This is a genomic window from Natronococcus amylolyticus DSM 10524, assembly GCF_000337675.1.
GTDB lineage: Archaea > Halobacteriota > Halobacteria > Halobacteriales > Natrialbaceae > Natronococcus > Natronococcus amylolyticus.
In genome coordinates this window covers 139,984-156,429 of record NZ_AOIB01000021.1, presented here as the reverse complement: position 1 = coordinate 156,429, position 16,446 = coordinate 139,984, and the positions used below count along the sequence as shown (strand labels likewise).

16 protein-coding genes are annotated in these 16,446 nt (G+C 65.4%); 10 read left to right on the top strand and 6 right to left on the bottom strand.

The annotated features are described in order from the left end of the window. Positions 1 to 22: 22 nt before the first annotated feature. From C491_RS09685 to C491_RS09665, 5 genes are read right to left on the bottom strand one after another with little or no spacing between them, the layout of a single operon-like run. Complete coding sequence (locus C491_RS09685; RefSeq protein WP_005555687.1) at positions 23 to 721, bottom strand: ABC transporter ATP-binding protein; 699 nt, start codon at positions 719 to 721, stop codon at positions 23 to 25. After that, the gene (locus C491_RS09680; RefSeq protein WP_005555686.1) at positions 721 to 1,500 is read right to left on the bottom strand and encodes an ABC transporter ATP-binding protein; all 780 of its coding nucleotides are present in this window, start codon (positions 1,498 to 1,500) and stop codon (positions 721 to 723) included. The genes C491_RS09685 and C491_RS09680 overlap by 1 nt, the downstream gene beginning before the upstream one ends. Beyond that, a complete protein-coding gene (locus C491_RS09675; protein WP_005555684.1) occupies positions 1,500 to 2,615 on the bottom strand; it encodes an ABC transporter permease subunit in 1,116 nt (371 codons plus the stop codon). Before C491_RS09675 ends, C491_RS09680 begins: the two co-directional genes overlap by 1 nt. Further along, the gene (gene urtB, locus C491_RS09670) at positions 2,612 to 3,493 is read right to left on the bottom strand and encodes an urea ABC transporter, permease protein UrtB (protein ID WP_005555682.1); all 882 of its coding nucleotides are present in this window, start codon (positions 3,491 to 3,493) and stop codon (positions 2,612 to 2,614) included. The genes C491_RS09675 and urtB overlap by 4 nt, the downstream gene beginning before the upstream one ends. Before the next feature lies 1 nt (position 3,494). Next, positions 3,495 to 4,763, bottom strand: coding sequence for an urea ABC transporter substrate-binding protein (locus C491_RS09665; RefSeq protein WP_049891738.1), 1,269 nt, complete (start codon positions 4,761 to 4,763; stop codon positions 3,495 to 3,497). A 477-nt stretch (positions 4,764 to 5,240) separates the two neighbouring features. Between C491_RS09665 and C491_RS09660 the strand changes: the two genes are divergently transcribed. The 9 genes from C491_RS09660 (at position 5,241) to C491_RS09620 (ending at position 14,013) form a co-directional block, all read left to right on the top strand. After that, positions 5,241 to 6,623, top strand: a complete 1,383-nt coding sequence (locus tag C491_RS09660) for a metal ABC transporter solute-binding protein, Zn/Mn family (RefSeq protein ID WP_005555677.1) — start codon at positions 5,241 to 5,243, stop codon at positions 6,621 to 6,623. A gap of 191 nt (positions 6,624 to 6,814) precedes the next feature. Beyond that, entirely contained in the window at positions 6,815 to 7,228 is a 414-nt protein-coding gene (locus C491_RS09655; RefSeq protein WP_005555675.1) for an urease subunit beta, read from the top strand. Further along, entirely contained in the window at positions 7,225 to 8,931 is a 1,707-nt protein-coding gene (ureC, locus tag C491_RS09650; RefSeq protein ID WP_005555673.1) for an urease subunit alpha, read from the top strand. Before C491_RS09655 ends, ureC begins: the two co-directional genes overlap by 4 nt. 91 nt (positions 8,932 to 9,022) lie before the next feature. After that, positions 9,023 to 9,463, top strand: a complete 441-nt coding sequence (locus C491_RS09645) for an urease subunit gamma (protein WP_005555671.1) — start codon at positions 9,023 to 9,025, stop codon at positions 9,461 to 9,463. Next, positions 9,463 to 10,083 (top strand): urease accessory protein UreG, encoded by a 621-nt coding sequence (gene ureG, locus C491_RS09640; protein ID WP_005555669.1) that lies wholly within the window; start codon positions 9,463 to 9,465, stop codon positions 10,081 to 10,083. The genes C491_RS09645 and ureG overlap by 1 nt, the downstream gene beginning before the upstream one ends. Beyond that, on the top strand, positions 10,080 to 11,009 hold the full coding sequence (locus C491_RS09635; RefSeq protein WP_005555666.1) for an urease accessory protein UreD: 930 nt from the start codon (positions 10,080 to 10,082) through the stop codon (positions 11,007 to 11,009). The genes ureG and C491_RS09635 overlap by 4 nt, the downstream gene beginning before the upstream one ends. Further along, positions 11,009 to 11,689: an urease accessory protein UreE gene (gene ureE, locus C491_RS09630; RefSeq protein ID WP_005555665.1), complete on the top strand. Its 681-nt coding sequence runs from the start codon at positions 11,009 to 11,011 to the stop codon at positions 11,687 to 11,689. Before C491_RS09635 ends, ureE begins: the two co-directional genes overlap by 1 nt. Next, positions 11,679 to 12,416: an urease accessory protein UreF gene (locus tag C491_RS09625; RefSeq protein WP_005555662.1), complete on the top strand. Its 738-nt coding sequence runs from the start codon at positions 11,679 to 11,681 to the stop codon at positions 12,414 to 12,416. The genes ureE and C491_RS09625 overlap by 11 nt, the downstream gene beginning before the upstream one ends. Positions 12,417 to 13,089: 673 nt before the next feature. Continuing rightward, complete coding sequence (locus C491_RS09620) at positions 13,090 to 14,013, top strand: manganese-dependent inorganic pyrophosphatase (RefSeq protein ID WP_005555660.1); 924 nt, start codon at positions 13,090 to 13,092, stop codon at positions 14,011 to 14,013. A 129-nt stretch (positions 14,014 to 14,142) separates the two neighbouring features. Here C491_RS09620 and C491_RS09615 read toward each other — a convergent pair whose 3' ends face one another. Then, positions 14,143 to 15,117 carry an aldo/keto reductase gene (locus C491_RS09615; protein ID WP_005555657.1) on the bottom strand — a complete coding sequence of 325 codons (975 nt, stop codon included), beginning with the start codon at positions 15,115 to 15,117 and terminating at the stop codon, positions 14,143 to 14,145. Between the two features lie 272 nt (positions 15,118 to 15,389). Between C491_RS09615 and C491_RS09610 the strand changes: the two genes are divergently transcribed. Then, the gene (locus tag C491_RS09610; RefSeq protein ID WP_152421301.1) at positions 15,390 to 16,427 is read left to right on the top strand and encodes a hypothetical protein; all 1,038 of its coding nucleotides are present in this window, start codon (positions 15,390 to 15,392) and stop codon (positions 16,425 to 16,427) included. The last annotated feature ends 19 nt before the right edge of the window (positions 16,428 to 16,446 follow it).

Below are 16,446 nucleotides of genomic sequence, written 5' to 3'. Positions count from 1 at the left end.
CGTCGACTCGAACCGGAGCGGCTTAGACCGCGAGATACTCCGTCACCGCCTCCCGGGACTCGAGTCGGTCGCCCTCGAGTTCGTCGACGATCGTCCCCTTGTCGATCGCGTAGCAGCGTTCGGCGAGGTTCTGGACGACGTGGAGGTTCTGTTCGACGAAGAGGATCGTCGTTCCGAGCTCCTCGTTGACCCGTTTCAGATCCCGCGTGACGTCCTGGACGATCGAGGGCTGGACGCCCTCGGAGGGTTCGTCGAGCAGGAGGAGTTCGGGGTTGCCGACGAGCGCGCGACCGATCGCGAGCATCTGACGCTGGCCGCCGCTCATCGTCCCCGCCTCCTGATCGCGGCGCTCCTCGAGGATGGGGAAGTAGTCGTAGACGGCCTCGTACTGCAGCCGATCGTCGCCCTCGTTGATCGTTTCGCCCATCCGTAGGTTCTCCTCGACGGTCAGCTCGGGGAAGACGTCCCGGCCCTGCGGAATGTAGCCGATTCCGCGACGGGCCCGGACGTCGGCCGGCTCGTCGGTGACGTCGGCCCCGTCGAAGCGGATGCGTCCCTCGTCGACCTCGAGCAGGCCCATGACGGCCTTGACGAGCGTCGTCTTGCCGACGCCGTTTTTCCCCATGATCCCGACGATCTCCCCCTCGTCGACGCCGACGTCGACGCCGCGGAGAATCGGTGTCTTGCCGTACGACGCGTGCAGGTCGGTAAGTTCGAGCATCAGTGATCCTCCCCCAGGTAGATCCGCTTCACTTCGGGATCGGCCTTGATCTCCTCGATGGGGCCCTCCCGGAAGATCGAACCCCCGTCGAGGACCGTGACGCGATCCGCGATCGTTTCGACGAAATCGATGTCGTGTTCGATGACGATCAGGGCGACGCCGTCGTCGTCGGCGATCTCCCGGAGGAGTTCCGCGATGTCCGCGGTCTCCTCGATCGAGAGCCCGGCGACGGGTTCGTCGAGCAGCATGAGCTTCGGCTCCATCGCCATCGCCATCCCGATCTCGAGTCGCTGTTGTTGGCCGTGAGAGAGCTCCCCGGCGACGGTCCCCCACTGCTCGAGCAGGTCGAAGCGCTCGAGGATCTCGCGCGTGCGGGCGTCGAACGCGTCGGGCTCGACGACCTGCTGGAGCGGGATCCGCAGGTTTTGAGCCACGGTCAGGCCCTCGTAGACGCTCGGAACCTGGAATTTCATGCTGATTCCGCGTCCGACCCGCTCGTGGGACGGCAGCCCCGTAATGTCGGCGCCGTTGTAGTAGATCTCGCCGGCCGTGGGATCGAGCTGGCCCGTGAGCAGGTTGAGGAACGTGCTCTTGCCGGCCCCGTTGGGACCGATGAGACAGCGCAACTCACCCGCCTCGATGGCGAAGTCGACGTCGTCGGTCGCGGTGAGCCCGCCGAACTCCTTGCGCAGCCCGCGCGTCTGGAGGATCCGCGAGGAGTCCGCGCCGGTTTCGTCGACCGCCGGCGTGGTTTTGACGCTGGGATCGCTCGTCGCCATCAGTCGCTCACCTCCTCGGTGGCCGCGGGCGGCTCCCGCGGAACGGGTGACGGATCGGCGTCCTCGCGGTACTCGAGAACGTACTCGTGGAGCCGTGGGGCGACCCCCTCCGGCATGAGGAGGACGACGAACACCAGCAGCGAGCCGATCAGCACCAGCGCCCACTCGCTGCCCGAGAGCGCGAGCCGGTAGTCGACGAACTGGATCGCGAGCGCGGCGCCAACGGTGCCGAGCAGCGAGGTTCGGCCGCCGACGCTGGCCCAGACGACCGGCAGTGCGGCCGCGGTGATGCCGAAGACGCTCGGGTCGACGTAGTTGTTCTGCGTGGTAAACAGCACGCCGCCGAGCCCGGCGACCGCTCCGCCGATCGTGAAGACGACGAGCTTGATGAACGTCGTGTCATACCCGAACATCGCCGTCCGATCCTCGTCCTCGCGGGTCGCGACCATCGCGTAGCCGAACTGACTGTTGACGAGCGCGCGCAGCCCGAGGTAGGTCGCCACGAGTGCTCCCAGCGTCACGTAGTAGTGGCCGAGCAGTCCGATCTCGACCCCGGTCGAGCCGACTCCGACGGCGAGATCCGGAACGCCGCTCATCCCGTTGAACCCGCCCAGCCGGGCGTCGCCGATCGTCCACTCGCCGCCCGCGGTCTGACCCATGAACGTGTACAACACCAGCGCGACGACGAGCGTAAGGATCGTCACGTAGACGTCCCGCACCCCGCCGTAGAACATGAAGTAACCGAGTGCCGCCGCGAAGACCGTCGAGACGGCGATCGCCGCGAGCAACGCGACCGTCAGCCCGGTCAGCGTCGCGGCGTTGATCGCGACGATCCCGAACGCGTAGCCGGCGACGCCGAAGAAGGCGACCTGCCCGAAGCTGAGGATGCCACAGTACCCCCAGATGAAGGCGAGACTCATCCCGAGCAGGGCGTAGGCGAGAAATACCGCGCCGACCTCCGCGGCGTAGAGCCCGAAGAGAACGGGCATCGCCGCGAGGACGGCGACGGCGACCGCGAGGCCGAGCCAGAACGCCGGTGAGTTGCCCATCGTGTTCGGCCCCTCGAACGGTCGGCGGAGCGCGGCGAAGGGACCGTCGCCCGACTCGACGCTCACTGGCTCTCACCTCGGCTCTCCCGCCAGTCGGCGAGCAGTCCCGTGATCCCGTCGGGCATCAGGCGGATGGCGACGATCGCGGCGATCAGCATCGCGACCTGCCCCATGAAGGTGCCGGCAACGTTCGTCACCGTGGCGTTGACCGTCCCGAGGAGGCCGCTGGCGAGGACGGTTCCCACGAGAACGGAGGCGCCGCCAACGACGACCGCGACGAACGCCTCGATCAGGAACCCGGTGCCGTACTCGGGCGTGATCGTCATCACGGGCGCGTACAGCGCCCCCGCGAGACCCGCCAGTCCGGAGCCGACGGCGAACGTCGACATGTACATCCGATCGGTGTCGACGCCCATGCTGCGCGCGGTCGCCTCGTCCTGCATCGTCGCGCGGGCGCGGATCCCGAAGTCGGTCCACATGAACAGCGCGTACAGCCCGCCGAGCACCCCGACCGCGACGACCGCGAGGACGAGGTAGTAGACGGGACCGTCGACGATCGGCAGCTGGCCGAACGGAATCCCGATCCCGGGAGCGGTGTTGCCGAAGACGATCCGCGTGAGCTGGATCATCACGAGGCTAATCCCCCAGGTGACGACCATCGAGTCGAGCAGTCGACCGTAGAGGTGACGGATGATCAGGCGCTCGAGGACGAGCCCGTACACCGCCGTCAGCACGACGCCGGTGAGCATCGCAAGCGGCAGCGGAACGCTGGCGGCGAACGCGAACGTCGTCGCGTACGCGCCGACGAGGATGAACTCGCCGTGGGCGAGGTTGATGATCCCCATCATGCCGAAGATCACCGCCAGCCCGACCGTCGCCAGTACGATGAACGCGAAGATCTCGACGAACTCGAAGCCGAAGTTCAGCAGTCCTGCGCCCGCCATCTCAGGCCTCCTCGTAGAACGCTTCTGGCTCGTACTGGGTCTGTTCCGCTTCGCTCGTCAGATCACAGCCGGCCTCCTGGAGGAAGACCGGCTCGATCGTCCGCGGTTCGTCGAAGCTGATGTCGTGATTCTCGTCGGCGTGTGCGACGCGCATGTTGTGTTCCACGTGGTGTGTTTCGGGGTCGAGTCTGATCTTGCCCTCCGGGGCTTCGACCTCGAGGCCCGACTCGAGGGCCTCGATCACGGCCGCCTGCTCGAACGTCCCCGCGCGCTCGACGGCCTCCTTGTAGAGGTAGACCGAGAAGTAGTTGTTCTGCGCTTCCTGGTTGATGTACTCCGCGTCGTCCCAGCGCTCGTAGTAGCGCTCGACGAACGCCTCGTTCCGGTCGGTCGGCAGCTCCTCCATGTAGTTGACGCCCGCGTAGACGTCCTCCAGGGCGGGCGGGTCGATCCGCAGGTGTTCGCGCTCCTGGGCCATGTTCGTCGAGGTGCCGACCGGGATGTCGGTGAGCCCGCTGGCCAGGCGCTGCTCGTAGAACGCCGAGTGATCCTGGCCGACGAGCATCGACATCACGAAGTCCGGCTCCGCCGACTGGATGTTGTTGATCGTCGAGCCGAACTGGGACTCCTCGAGCGGGATGTACTCCTCGCCGACGACCTCGGCGCCGTGTTCCTCGGCGATGATCTTCACCCAGTCCCCCGAGAGCTGGCCGAAGTTGTAGTCCGCGGCGACCGTGTAGATCTCGTCGCCGTACGTCTCGATCATGTGGGGGACGACGGCGCCGAGCTGCTGGCGGGCCGTCGCACCCAGCGGGAAGACGGTCTTGTCGCAGACCCCACCCTCGTACTGGGTCGTGTAGAAGTACAGCTGCTCGTGTTCGTTGATCAGCGGCCGGATCGCCTCCCGGGTCGCGCTCGAGTAGCCCGCCCACAGGACGTCGGCGTCCTCCTGGTAGATCGCGTGGCGGGCCAGGTCCTGGTAGCGCATGTTGTCCGACTGCGGGTCCGGCGCGAAGACCTTGAGCTCCTCGCCGAGGAACCCCCCGTCGCGGTTGATCTCTTCGATCGCCAGCATCGTCGTCCGGTACTTCGCCGTGCCCGTCAGCGCGAACGTTCCGGATCGGTCCTCGAGGACGGCGGCCGTCGGATTCGTGCCGCCGTCTTGCATCCCCAGGACGGTGCCCTCGCCGACGCAGCCAGCGGTGGCCGCCAGTGTACCGGCCGAGCCGGCCGCGAGCACCGAGCGTCGGGTAAGCGACCGTTCGGTCACGAACACTCCTCCGAACACGTATTTCGGCTTGCCAAATATGCTAGTCCGTCAACCGAAAAACCGAATTCGGGTGACATTTGTCCAGATATCATCTCTGTTCGTCGGACTCCGCTACTGATATAAAAACGTTCCCTGCCAACAGTACAACGTCTCCCCCGATGGGTAGTTGTCGGTAATGATGATATAATATTGAACAGACGTTATCTTGAGTAGCAACCAGACTACGCCCCTCAAATTTTGGACGCGGGCTCGTCCGGATTCAGGATCTCCGTCGAGTTCCTCTGAGCAGCAGGGAGAGCCCCCGACGAGACGAAACTCTGTACCGAACGCTGCCGACGTTCGAGCCGTCGTCTTCGGCGATTTCTGGACGGACATCGAATACGACTACTGCCATCGAAACCCAGTCCAACGGCCGTTTTGAGCAGTATTACCCGAGACGAGGGATCTATGAGGAACCGGTGGCGAGCAAGGGTATCGATGAACTACAGACGACGCGACGTGCTGGGTGCGGCGGGCGGGCTCTGTTCGGCCGCTCTCGCCGGCTGTCTGGACGAACCGGCAGGCGACGACGCGCCGGACGACGACCTGTACGCGTCGTTCTTTACACTCGCGGAGTTCACCGCCGCGGTCGCCGGCGACGGAGCGACGGTCGAGAACGCCGTCCCCGACGGCGAACACGGCCACGGCTGGGAGCCGCCGTCGACGCTCGTCCCCGAGATCTCCGAGGCCGACGCCTTCGTCTACCTCGACGCCGAGGGGTTCCAGCACTGGGTCGACGACGCCGTCCCCGAACTCGAGGACGAATCCGACCTCGCGCTGATCGACGCACTCGCGGGGATCGACCTGCTCGAGTACGATGACGACCACGGCCACGACCACGGTCACGGCGAGGACGACCGCGTCGAGGAACTCGGCGTCGGCGAGTTCACCCTGCTCGAGGACGGCGAGACGGTCGCGTACGCCCACGGCGGCCACTGGCACCACGATCCGTTGGCGCTCCCGCTCGACGAGGAGCGGGCGCTGACCGCACTCGTCGAGGACGACGACGGCGAGGAGATTCTCCTCGGCGACGAGTACACCCTCGGCGTTCGGGCCGAAGGTGACGACGTCGACGCGTTCCTCGAGTACGACGTCGACAGCGATTCGGTGATCCTTCGAGGCACCGACGACGGCTTCGCCGAACTCACCTTCGAGGTGCGCGAAGACGACGAGGTCGTCTACGAGGCGCCGATGCTCAAGACCGAGGTCGGCGAGCATCACCACGATCACGGCGACCACGCGGACGACGACGGCCACGGCCACGATCACAGCCACGGCGAGTACGACGCCAAGTTCTTCGCCGACCCCGTCCTCGCTCAGCGCGGCGTCGAGAACGTCCGCGACGGACTCACCCATCTCGATCCCGACAACGAGGCGATCTACGAGGAGAACGCAGCGGCCTACATCGAGGAACTCGAGGAGCTCCACCAGGCGTACGACGAACGCCTCTCGGAGCGTGAACACGACGCCGTCGTGCTCGCCGGCCACGACTCGTTTCAGTACCTCGGCGAGCGCTACGGCTTCGAGATCTGGACTCCGGTCGGGCTCTCGCCCGACGCCGAACCCTCGAGCGAGGAGATCGCCGACACCGTCGCCTTCCTCGAGGAGGAGGGGATCGAGTACGTCCTCTGGGACTACTTTGACGGCGACCGCCTCGCCGAGACGATCGCCGAGGAGGCCGACAGCGTCGAGGACACCCTGATGGTGTCGCCGATGGAGAGCACGATCGAGGAGTGGGACGAAGCGGGCTACGGCGACTACCTCGGCCAGATGCGCGAACTCAACCTGCCGGCGTTCGAGAAAGCGCTCGGTGCGGAGTGACTGCATCAGTTCGAAACCGTCCAGTTTCCGCTCCTCGATCGGAATCTGAAACAGACCTCGTACGAGAATACTCTTGAAAACAGCCTATACGTGCATGAAATGCAAATATTGTTGTAACAGCGTGCATTAGGATGCCGCCTTTCGAAGGGCGGCGTGATGAACGAACGCTCGAGCGTCGCGGTGATCGATCGATGAGCGGGATCGTCCCGGGCGAGTTGCTGCCGGCCGACGACCCGGTTCAAATCAATGAGGGACGGGAGACGACGACCGTCACGGCCGAGAACACCGGGGATCGACCGGTACAGGTCGGCTCGCACTTTCACTTCTTCGAGGTCAACCCGGGACTGCGGTTCGACCGGGAACGGTCGTACGGGTTTCGGCTGAACGTGCCGGCGGGAACGGCGGTTCGATTCGAACCGGGCCAGGAGCGGGAGGTCGAACTCGTCGCGATCGGCGGCGACCGGATCGTTCGCGGGATGAGCGGGCTGGTCGACGGCCCGCTCGACGACGAGGACGTCCGAGAGCGAGCGCTCGAGCGGGCTCGGGAACGGGGTTTCCTCGGGATCGACGCGGAGGACTCGGCGGCGGGGAACGACGAGCCATGAGCCGCGAACTCTCGCGACGCGAGTATACGGACCTGTTCGGGGCGACCGAGGGCGATCGCGTCCGACTGGGCGATACGAACCTGCTGGCGAGGATCGAGACCGACTACGGAACGCCCGGCGAGGAAGCCGTCTTCGGCGGCGGGAAGACGATGCGCGACGGGATGGGGATGCAGCCGGGGACGACGCAGGCCGAGGGCGCCCTCGACTGGGCCTTTACGAATGTCGTGATCATCGACCCCGTGTTGGGCGTCTGTAAGGGCGATATCGGCGTTCGGAACGGGCGGATCGTCGGCGTCGGGAAGGCGGGCAACCCCGACACGATGGACGGCGTCGACATGGTGATCGGCCCGAGTACGGATACGATTCCAGCCGACGGGCTGATCGCGACGGCCGGCGCGATCGACGCACACGTCCACTTCAACAGCCCGCAGCTGGTCGACCACGCCCTGGGTGCGGGGGTCACGACGATGCTCGGCGGCGGCTTCGGCGGCGGCGCGACGACCTGCACCCCTGGCCCCGAGAGCATCACGCGATTCCTCCAGGCCGCGGAGGACTGGCCGGTCAACGTCGGCTTCTACGGGAAGGGAAACGCCAGCGAGCCGGAGGGCCTCCGCGAGCAGATCGAAGCGGGCGCCTGCGGGATGAAGCTCCACGAGGACTGGGGCTCGACGCCCGCGGCGATCGATACCTGCCTCGACGTCGCCGACGAGATGGACGTGCAGGTCTGTATTCACACCGACACCCTGAACGAGTCGGGGTTCGTCGAGGACACGTTCGACGCCATCGACGGCCGGACGATCCACACCTTCCACATCGAGGGCGCCGGCGGCGGCCACGCGCCGGACGTCCTCGAGCTGATCGGCTTCGAGCACATGCTTCCGTCGTCGACGAACCCGTCGATGCCCTACACGGAGAACACGTTCGACGAGCACCTGGACATGGTGATGGTGTGTCACCACCTCAACCCGGACGTCCCCGAGGACGTCGCCTTCGCCGAATCGCGAATCCGCGCGGAGACGATCGCCGCGGAGGACGTCCTCCACGACACGGGCGCCATCTCGATGATGACGACGGACTCGCAGGCGATGGGACGGATGGCCGAACTCGTCTCCCGCACCTGGCAGACGGCCCACAAGATGAAGGCCCAGCGCGGCCCGCTCGAGGCCGACGAGGGAACCGACGCGGACAACGCCCGCATCGAGCGCTACGTCGCGAAGTACACGATCAACCCCGCGATCACGTCGGGGATCGACGACTACGTCGGCTCGCTCGAGCCGGGCAAGCTCGCAGATATCGCGCTGTGGGACCCCGCGTTCTTCGGCGTCAAGCCGAAGGCCGTCATCAAGGGCGGCTTCCCCGTCTGGTCCCAGATGGGCGAAGCCAACGGCTCGCTGATGACCTGCGAGCCGATCCTCGGTCGTGAGCGCGCCGGCGCCCAGGGACGGGCGAAGCAGGCCCTTTCGATCTCGTTCGTGAGCAACGCTGCCTACGAGAACGAGGTCGGCGACGCCTACGACCTGAAGACGCCGGTCCGGCCGGTTCGAGACACCCGATCGGTCGGCAAGTCCGACATGCTGCACAACGACCACTGTCCGGACGATATCGAGATCGACGCACAGACCTTCGAAGTGGCCGTCGACGGCGAGCACGTCACCTGCGACCCCGCCGACGAACTTCCCCTCGCCCAGCGATACCTCCTGTGATTCCGATGATCCACCTACACACGACTGCGACAATGTTGCCGAGCCGAGTGCCCGACACCAGACCCGTCTCCGTCCCCGAGGTGAGCGGCCGATGATGCTCTCGCCGAAGGAGATGGAGCGGCTGACGGTGTTCATGGCCGCCGAACTCGCCCGCCGGCGGAAGGACCGCGGCGTGAAACTCAACCACCCCGAGACGGTGGCGTACGTCTCCGATTGGTGTTGCGAGGCCGCCCGCGAGGGTAAATCGGTCTCGCGAATCCGTTCGGAGGCGACCCAGCTGCTCACCCGCGACGACGTCATGGACGGCGTCCCCGAGCTCGTGGGTATGATCCAGGTCGAACCGGTCTTCCCCGACGGAACGAAGCTCGTCACCGTCCACGATCCGATCCGGGCCGATACGCGCGAGCAGCTCGAGACGGTCGATCCGGATCCCGGTGCGGCGCTCGATTTGGAGGGTGTCGACGAGCACACCGGCGATCCTGAGACGGATCAAACCGGTGGCGGTCCGGAACCCACGGAGGGTGACGACTGATGGGCTACCGCGACGTCGCCAAGGTCGGCATCGGCGGCCCCGTCGGCTCCGGAAAGACCGCGCTGGTTCGTCGACTGGTCCCGGAACTGGTCGAGGACGGCTACGAGGTCGGCGTCATCGCCAACGACATCATGACCCAGGAGGACGCCGACGTCTTCCGCGAATCGTTCGCCGATCTCGTTCCCGCAGATCTCGTCGAGGGGGTCGAAACCGGTGCCTGTCCTCATACGGGCATCCGCGAGGACCCCTCGATGAACCTCGCGGCGATCGACGAGTTTACCGAGCGCCACCCCGATCTCGACGTCGTTATCGTCGAGAGCGGCGGTGACAATCTGGCCGCGACGTTCAACCCCGAACTCGCGGACTACTTCCTGTTCGTCATCTCGGTCGCCGAGGGCGAGGACATCCCCCGGAAACGAGGTCCCGGCGTCACGCAGGCGGATCTACTGGTGATCAACAAGACCGACCTCGCGCCGCACGTCGACGCCGACCTGGACGTTATCGAGCGCGATACGACCGAGGTCCGCGGCGACGACCCGTTCGTCTTCACCAACTGCAAGGACGGCTCGGGCGTCGGGGAGGTCATCTCCCACGTCGACCGAGAGGTGCTGTTCGCGTGAGCGCCGCCCGCGGAACCGAAACGGCAGCGGTGATCCCCCCGGCGTTCGAAGCGTACGCCGACGAGTCACTCGCACAGGCGCCCGCGGGCGGCCCCGGCAAGAACGGGCTGCTCGAGGCGACGTTCGCTCGCACGGGTGAGCACCCGACCCGGCTCGTCCACGACCGGGTGAAGGTGCCGTACCACCTGACGGGCACGCTCGACACCGATCCCGCACCTGGACTCACGACGCTGGTCACCCAGGAGCCGACCGGCGGCGTCGCCCAGGGCGACCGCCACCGACTGGTCGCCGAGGCTCGAGCGGGAGCGCGCGCGCACGTAACGACCCAGAGCGCGACGAAGGTCCACAGCATGCGGGCGAACTACGCCCACCTCGAGGCGACGCTGCGGGCCGAGGCGGGCAGTCACCTCGAGTACGTCCCCGGCGCGACGATCGTCAACGAGGACGCGCGCTGTCTCCAGACCGTCTCGATCGAACTCGATAGGGAGGCGACGGTCGTCGTCGCCGACGTGCTCGTCCCCGACGGCCTGAGCGACCACGAGCCGTTCGCGTTCGACCACTACCACGCTCGCGTCGAGGCCGAATGCGAGGGGCGACTCGTCTGTGCCGACGCCGTCGACCTGCGACCCGCAGAGCGCGATCCACAGGACCCGGCCAGCGTCGGCGAGTACGGCGTCGTCGGCTCGCTGTACGCGTTCGTGCCCTGGCTCGATGACCTCCCCGACCTCGTCGAGGCGATCGACGACCGGCTCGCGGAGTCCGATGGAACCCACGCGGGCGTTTCGACGTTACCCTGCGAGGCCGGCGGGATCGTCCGCGTCCTCGGCCGTCGGGAGGCCGATGTCACGGCAGCCGTTCGCGCGGCCTGGGACGAAGTGAGAAAACACACCCTGGGGGTCGGCATACCGGCCGACCGGCGGTACTGATGGAGCGCATCGACGGCGTCGTCGGCAACGTTCACGCCGACGACGACCTCGCCGCCCGCTTCGAGGCCCACGAAGACGCCGGCACACTCGAGCGGGTCGTGCTGAAAGCCGAGAATCGGCGCCGATCCCGGTTCCGGGCGACGACCGATCGAGGAACCGAGGTCGGGGTCGTCCTCGATCGACCGGCCGTCTCGTCGGGCGACGTCCTGCTCGACGACGAGGAACGGATGATCGTCGTCGCCTTCGAACCCCTCGAGGCGATAGCTGTCTCACTGCTCGACGCGACTCCCGACGCACTCGAGGCCGCGGTCGAACTCGGCCACCGCGTCGGTAACCAGCACTGGGATCTCGCCGTCGAGGATGGCATCGTCTACGTCCCGCTCGCGGCCGACCGCCACATCGTTGAACGGGTCGTGGGCGACGTCGTTCCCGGTGCCGAGGTCAAGGGGACGACCGTCGAGGCGGATCTGTTCGTTACGGATCGACGAGACGGTGAAGCGGATTACGGTGGCGATCACGAGCACGGCCACGACGATCACGAGCTTTCCCACTCCCACGGCGATCACGCTCACGGTCACAGTCACGAACACGACGGCGATCACAGTCATCGGCACGATCACGACCACGACGACCACAGCCACGGGCAGGATCACAAGCACGGCCACGACCATGGAAACTGAGCCAGGAGCGTTCCTGACCGCCCTGCGACTCGGGGACTCGTTTCTCCCCGTCGGTGGCTACACGGCTTCCTACGGCCTCGAGCAGTACATAAACGAGGATCGAATCGAGGACGGTGACGATCTTCGAGCACTACTCGCGGCCTACCTCCGGCGGGTCGTCGGCCCCTGCGAGACCGTCGCGCTGGCGAACGCCCACGCCGCGGCGCGGGCCAAGGACCTCGACCGACTGCTCGCCGTCGACGAACGCCTGCACGCCGTGACGATGCCCCGCGAGTTTCGTGAGAGTTCGACGAAAGCGGGCGCGAAGCTCTGTGAGCTGTTGCTCGCTGGCGAACTCGAGGGGAACGACCCGGACAGCGGTGTCGCCGACGGAGACTCCGGGGAGTTCGCTACAGCCGTCGCGGACGCCGTCGACCGCGACGAAACACCGGGACACTACCCGGTCGTCTTCGGCGTCGTCGCCGCCGATCGGGGCCTCCCGCGACTCGAGGCCTGTCTGACTCACGCCTACTCGTTCGTGACGGGGTTGCTCGGGGCGGCCCAGCGACTCGGCCGGTTCGGCCACACGGAGATTCAGACGGTGCTCGCCGATCTCGAGTCCGTGATCGAGGCCGTCTGCGAGCGCCACGTCGACGACGACGTCGCCGCGATGACCTCGTTCGCCCCGCTGGCCGAGATCATGGGGATGCGCCACGAACGGGCCGGACGACGGCTGTTCATGAGCTGAACGGGTTCTCGGACCGTTCGGTGTGGGGATTTTCGTTTAAGTGCTTCTGGCTACAAGGTAGAGATATAGTAGGAAGTCGTTTTCTCGAATTTCGGTTCCGATCACTGTTCCGAGCAGCAGTCCGCGAGCTCAACGACGACAGTTCGGGATCAAATCAACTGTGAGAGTCGAGTCGGAGCCGACACCGTTCGTTCTTTAAGTATCTCTGGCCACAAAGTAGAGCTATAGCAGGGAGTTTTCTGAACCGTCGTTCTCGCCGTACAGACTCTCGTCACCGTCCAGGCAACCAACGACGGCGTTCCCTCGGCAAGACCGGGGCGCGATCCTCGCGAGCGCCGACGAGGGCGACGAACGCGACCTCGAGATCGCCATATCACAGTAGTGTCACAGTGGTGGGTAATGCGGTTCCGTTGTCGAATCCGAATTGGTCGATTCGCTATCTTTCTTCGAGGAGAGAATCTCGCCGTTTACGGCGAGGAGGAGGTCACGCAGGGGGTACGCACCTAACGCTGTCTCTTCCATCAACTAATGGAGCAAAGGAGCCGTGCGGAATACAGGACGCGAATTCAGCAAGCAAGCGATTGTTCGGTAGAGCAGAGACAGGAACGGGAAACGAGCCATCCACCAGAACGGTATGGCATATAGTTTTTAACGAGGGTACGATACAGCGGCTATGGCAAACCCCATCTACGTTATTGGTCATCAACAGCCGGACACTGACACTATCTGCTCTGCCCTCGCGTATGCACGGCTGAAGCAGGCACAGGGAGCGGATGTGGTCCCGGCGCGGGCCGGTGCGGTGAACCCGGAGACCCGGTTCGTCCTTGATCGGTGGGACGTCGAAACCCCCACTCTCATCGATGATGCAGCGGGGGACCGGCTGATCCTCGTCGATCATAACGAGTACAGTCAGGCCGTGTCCGGCGCGCGCGGTGCCGAGATCGTCGAGGTCGTGGACCACCATCGAATCGGTGACGTACAGACCAGCGATCCCATCTTCTTCCGAACCGAACCGGTTGGATCCACCGCTACTATCCTCACGCACCTGTACGACGAAGCGGGCGAGACGATCGAGACCGAGACTGCCGGCCTGCTGCTCAGCGGGCTGTTGAGCGATACCGTTGTGCTCCGATCCCCGACGACTACCGAAACGGATCGGAGTATAGTCGAGCGACTGGCGGAAACGGCCGATGTGGACCACGAGGAGTACGGCAAAGAGCTGCTGCAACAGAAAAGCAAGCTCGGGGAGAAACAGCCTCGAGAAATGGTGCTGAGTGACTTCAAAGAATTCGAGTTCGGATCGAATCAGGTGGGAATCGGACAGATCGAAACCGTAGAGCAGGAGGTGGTGTTGGATCAGCGGGATGCTATACTCGCTGCGATGGACGAAATCGTTTCTGAGCGGGACTTCGACGTGCTTCTATTGCTCGTCACGGACGTCCTTGGGGAGGAATCCATCGCCCTCATAGCTGGCAGCCATACGGAGGCCGTAGAAGATGCTCTCGACACCTCGTTCACGGATCGGGGAGCGTTTTTGCCCGGCGTTATGTCCCGGAAAAAGCAGGTCGTCCCGCCGCTTGAGAAGACCTTCGGTTGATCCACAGGACGTTCGATCCCGCCGGTCGATGGACAGGTCCCGGTCCCTCGGGCCTCGATCCCATCACTGACAATTCGAGATCACGTTCGACTCTACCTGAAGAAACCGCGGTGTCATTCCTGAACCCTTTCAGCTGTGTCCCGATACCGGCACCGGCTCGTAGGGCTCCTCGAGGTAGGCGATGTCCGACGACGACAGCGAGATCTCGAGGGCCTCGACGGCCTGTTCTAAGTGTTCGACGCTCGTGGTGCCGATGATCGGCGCGTCGACCCACTCCTTGTTGAGCAGCCACGCGAGCGCGATCTGGGCCATCGTGGCGCCTTCCTGGGCGGCGATCTCGGCGACGCGCTCGTTTACCTCCTGGCCGCCGCCCTCGCGGTAGGGGTGGTCGTACATGTGCTCTTCAGTCTCGCCGCGGGTCGTCGCGTCGATCTCCTCGTGGGGACGCGTGAGATAGCCCCGGGCGAGCGGCGACCACGGCATCACGCCGATATCCTCCTGCTCACAGAACGGCAGCATCTCGCGTTCCTCCTCCCGATACACGAGGTTGTAGTGGTTCTGCATCGTCGCGAAGCGCTCGAGTCCCAGCCGATCGCTGGTGTGGAGGGCGTCGGCGAACTGGTGGGTCCACATCGACGAGGCGCCGACGTAGCGGGCGTGACCCCGGCGAACGGCGTCGTCTAAGGCCCGCATCGTCGTCTCGATCGGCGTGTCGTCGTCCCAGCGGTGGATCTGGTAGAGGTCGATCGTATCCATCCCCAGCCGCTCGCGGCTGGCCGCGAGCTCCTGTTCGATCGCCTTCCGGGAGAGCCCGCCCGAGTTCGGGTCGTCCTCGCGCATCTGGAAGTAGCCCTTCGTCGCGACGACGGACTCCTCCCGGCGACCTTCGAGCGCGTTCCCGAGGATCCGCTCGGATTCTCCCTTCGAGTAGAGGTTCGCCGTATCGAAGAAGTTGATTCCGAGGTCGATCGCGCGGTCGATGATCTCGTGGCTCTCTTCCTCCTCCAAGACCCACTCGCGCCAGTCGCTCGAGCCGAAGCTCATACAGCCCAGACAGAGCCGGCTGACCTCCATCCCGGTCGAACCGAGGGTGGTGTACTCCATGGCGGCCCGTACTCGACGGGACGGCAAAACAGTACGTGGATCGGCAAGCGACGACGTGCGGGCCCGCCGTCACTTCCAGGTATCGTTGATGTGCCTGCGGAGTAGGGGGTCGTCGCTGTTCCAGCCATCCGAAGCCAGCGACTGGGAGAGAGACGGAACGATCGTGAGGGGCAACGATTGGGTCAGCCTCAGTGGACGGCACAGCCCCGCTTTTGTCTCTCTGCAATCGTGCACTACCCGGGTTTTTGTAACGAGGAAAAGAACAGGTCGGCATGGCAGCCGATCGTTGTTCTTCGCTCTCGACGGCCGATCGCCCGCAGTGGGGGGTGGCCTTTCTCGGGTTGTTTCTCCTTGCAGTTCCGGCGATGATCCTGGTAGGGCTCGCGGTGGTAGGTGCCGTCCTCGAGGCAGAATCCATCGCTCTCGGCGGCGTTCTCCTGTCGCTTACGCTGCTCGCCCTCCGCGGTATTGCGTTCGAACTCCGGACGGTTCGAGCGGCACCCGAGATCGAACCGATCGACCCGACCGAGATGATCGGGATCGCAGGCGCGATTCTGGTCGGTGGCTTCGTGACCTTCGTGCTCGTCGTCGAAGGTGGGCTCACACCGGTGGTTGCTGCGAGCGTCACCGGCCTCTTGGCGGTCGTCGTGAGGCGGCCGCTCGCCGTTCCGGCCTACTGCGGGGCGTTCGTCGGTATGACGTCGCCGATCGTGTTTCCGACCTACTGGCAGGGCCTCGTGGCGGCAGTACTGGCAGTCGCCGTCTACCTCCTGGCCCAACCGGTGTTTCACGGAGTCGGCGGGAAACTCGGAACCACCGCCTTCGTCGGGGCGGCCCTCACGATCCTCGGAACGCCGACCTCCTTTCTCGGCGATCAGCTGCCGGCTTCCGATACCGTTGCCCTCGCCGTGGGTTTCTCCGTCGTCGCTGCGGTAATCACCTTCGCGCTCCACCACCGATCGCCACTCGATCCGGTGTCAGCGTCCGGTGTCGTCGGTCTGCTCGGCGGAGTCGCGCTCCCGTTGCTGTATCCCGCGGTCGGCGGCCTGCTGGCAGCGACAGTGTACGCGGCTTCGTTTGCGGGTATGAGCGACTCGACCCGTATTCCGGACGAACGCTGGATGGCGCTAGCGGGTATCGTCGTCGGGCTCGTCGTAGCGTTCACCGAACCGTACCTGGGCGGGTCCGGTGGCAAGCTGGGGACGATCGCCTTCGTCTCCTGTCTCGCGGTCTATGGGTTGCTCGGAACGCTTCACCAGATGATCGTAAAGATGCACATCGAGCGGTTACCTCGACGGGATGTCTCCTGATCTGTGACGCGTGTCCCCG

Bases quoted from the DNA above. Each gene is read 5' to 3' on its own strand.
- ureG (WP_005555669.1), top strand. From the start codon at position 9,463: ATGGGCTACCGCGACGTCGCCAAGGTCGGCATCGGCGGCCCCGTCGGC.
- C491_RS09680 (WP_005555686.1), bottom strand. From the start codon at position 1,500: ATGGCGACGAGCGATCCCAGCGTCAAAACCACGCCGGCGGTCGACGAA.
- C491_RS09625 (WP_005555662.1), top strand. From the start codon at position 11,679: ATGGAAACTGAGCCAGGAGCGTTCCTGACCGCCCTGCGACTCGGGGAC.
- C491_RS09620 (WP_005555660.1), top strand. From the start codon at position 13,090: ATGGCAAACCCCATCTACGTTATTGGTCATCAACAGCCGGACACTGAC.
- C491_RS09655 (WP_005555675.1), top strand. From the start codon at position 6,815: ATGAGCGGGATCGTCCCGGGCGAGTTGCTGCCGGCCGACGACCCGGTT.
- C491_RS09660 (WP_005555677.1), top strand. From the start codon at position 5,241: ATGAACTACAGACGACGCGACGTGCTGGGTGCGGCGGGCGGGCTCTGT.
- urtB (WP_005555682.1), bottom strand. From the start codon at position 3,493: ATGGCGGGCGCAGGACTGCTGAACTTCGGCTTCGAGTTCGTCGAGATC.
- C491_RS09645 (WP_005555671.1), top strand. From the start codon at position 9,023: ATGATGCTCTCGCCGAAGGAGATGGAGCGGCTGACGGTGTTCATGGCC.
- C491_RS09685 (WP_005555687.1), bottom strand. From the start codon at position 721: ATGCTCGAACTTACCGACCTGCACGCGTCGTACGGCAAGACACCGATT.
- C491_RS09610 (WP_152421301.1), top strand. From the start codon at position 15,390: ATGGCAGCCGATCGTTGTTCTTCGCTCTCGACGGCCGATCGCCCGCAG.
- C491_RS09615 (WP_005555657.1), bottom strand. From the start codon at position 15,117: ATGGAGTACACCACCCTCGGTTCGACCGGGATGGAGGTCAGCCGGCTC.
- ureC (WP_005555673.1), top strand. From the start codon at position 7,225: ATGAGCCGCGAACTCTCGCGACGCGAGTATACGGACCTGTTCGGGGCG.
- ureE (WP_005555665.1), top strand. From the start codon at position 11,009: ATGGAGCGCATCGACGGCGTCGTCGGCAACGTTCACGCCGACGACGAC.